The 1,958-nt window shown below is 41.0% G+C and carries 2 protein-coding genes; one reads left to right on the top strand and one right to left on the bottom strand.

All coding sequences use genetic code 11. The features are described 5' to 3' along the window. Positions 1-431 precede the first annotated feature (431 nt). The gene (locus tag AB4503_RS25445; RefSeq protein ID WP_368085267.1) at positions 432-995 is read left to right on the top strand and encodes a hypothetical protein; all 564 of its coding nucleotides are present in this window, start codon (positions 432-434) and stop codon (positions 993-995) included. 342 nt (positions 996-1,337) lie between these two features. Here the strand turns inward: AB4503_RS25445 and AB4503_RS25440 are convergent. Then, positions 1,338-1,958, bottom strand: a 621-nt coding sequence (locus AB4503_RS25440) for an IS110 family transposase (RefSeq protein ID WP_372115916.1), incomplete at its 5' end; no start/stop codon positions are given.

Raw genomic sequence — 1,958 nt, 5'->3', positions numbered from 1 at the left:
GACTTCACGTCGCACGCCCCTAAGTGAGTTAGATTAAATATTCTACAGAATCTAGGTGTGTGAGTTTTCCCTACAAAACCTAATATCAAGTTTATGACTGATTTTCTTGCCACCTTTACTTTCTTTTCCGTATATCTACACAGTTTATTAAGTTTGAATGTCGTTGAGTATGGAAAGTGGCATGTTTTATTGAGTGTTTAGTCTCGCTTTGTCGATAGAATATTTAATAAGCCACTGTTTATCAAAAGGTTTATGGTTTCATATCTTGGATAACACGCTGGCGCGTTTTTATGTGAGGATAGAATGCGCATCTCGATGTATTTTCTTTAATTTTTAGTGGCTTATGATAAGTTAATCGAAAGTCAGGCAGGCAGAAAAACGAGATTGCCTGTTATTAAGAATGTTATAAGCCCAGTCAGCTCCGAGGAAATATGGATAGTATAAAATTAAGCAAATTCGATGTTGCCGAGCGCCAGTTTCTTCAGGCAATTAGATTGTTTTTTGAAGATGGTGATGAAGTTTCAGTACATACGTTGGTTGAAGCTGCTAATCAGGTTTTCAGTGATCTCGGTAAGAAACAGGGTATCAAAGGTCCAATTAGAGAAAGCGAATGGGTTCGCCCTGAAAAAAGAAAAGAGTGGCGAAACCACGTTTACAAAAGTAGGAATTTTTTTAAACATGCTGATAAGGATGCAGACTCAATACTTGAGTTTAATGCTCTTTTTAATCACTTATCGATTCTAGAGGGGCTTTATATGTATCACCAGTACAAACTAAAGTGGATGCCAGAAACGATGTGCTATTACTTTTGGTTTGCCGATAGATATCCTGAATTGTTAGTCAAAGAAGACCCACTAAACTGTGAAATCTTGGCAGCATTTGAGTCAGGTAGGCTCTCTTCACCTGTAGAGCTTTCACTAATGCGTGACTTAATTAAATCAATGTACAGCGGTGGTCATTCTGTCAGCTACATTGGTACCGAAATGGGCTTATAACAAACGACAATTTAAGAGTGATTCAGCACGCTTGGCATTTTTGGTTTGGGTTGAGTTTAGTGTTTACGGTGGTCAAATTGAGTGTTGTGGTCGCGTGCTTCACACCTTAATTGGGCTACATGGACTCCCTCTTTTGTCAACAATAGCTCCCGCTGACAACAGTGGATCGGACAGCAGCTCTACATTCGGTGTTTAATCGGATTCGTTCCGTCACCTTGATGATATTCGCTTGATGCCGGCCTCATTCGTTAAACAGTATTTATTACTTCCCAATTAAACAGGTTTAGGCATCTCGGTCTGGTCATATTGTCATCATTTGCTATTGCTTTGACTCGGTGAGTGTTAACCGTTTACATAGTTAATCTTGTACTCTTTTCCCGTTGTTAATAATGCCCATATTATACGAGCGTTTTTTGCTGCTAGGGCGACAGCTGCTCGTTTATAACCTCGTCGTTCAACGAGTTGATTTAACCAAATACTGTTGTGATCGGTTTTCTCTTTACATCGTGCAATAACGGCTCTTGCGCCATGAATAAGTAGAGTGCGAATGTGTTTTTCGCCTCTTTTGTTGATGCGACCAAGATGAACATGACCACCTGTTGAGTGTTGTCTTGGAACCAACCCTATCCAAGCAGCGAATTGGCGGCTGGAGCCAAATTGTTTGGCGTCATTGACCGTCGCGACAATGGCACTTGCACTGTGTTCACCGACACCTGGAATATCCATGAGGGTTTTGGCTGATGCCATCTCACGGACTAAAGCAGAGACTCTGCGATCATAGTGCAGTACTTCTAGGTTAAGGTTTTGAATTTTGTTCGATAGATCTTGAAGTAGCTCTCGAGCGAGTATAGGCAACCCATTTTCTGCATCTTCAAGGACACTACCAATAGTGTTTTGAGCCGAGTAGCGCCCCTGAGGCATCACAATACCAAATTCGGAAAGTAAACCTCTGAGCTGGTTAAT

The sequence above is a fragment of the Vibrio sp. 10N.222.55.B11 genome, assembly GCF_041473705.1.
Lineage (GTDB): Bacteria > Pseudomonadota > Gammaproteobacteria > Enterobacterales > Vibrionaceae > Vibrio > Vibrio crassostreae_C.
The sequence above is the reverse complement of the archived record's forward strand: the minus strand, read 5'-3'. Positions and strand labels throughout refer to the sequence as shown.

Excerpts from the sequence above, each read along its gene's own strand:
- AB4503_RS25445 (WP_368085267.1), top strand. The coding sequence starts at position 432 with ATGGATAGTATAAAATTAAGCAAATTCGATGTTGCCGAGCGCCAGTTT.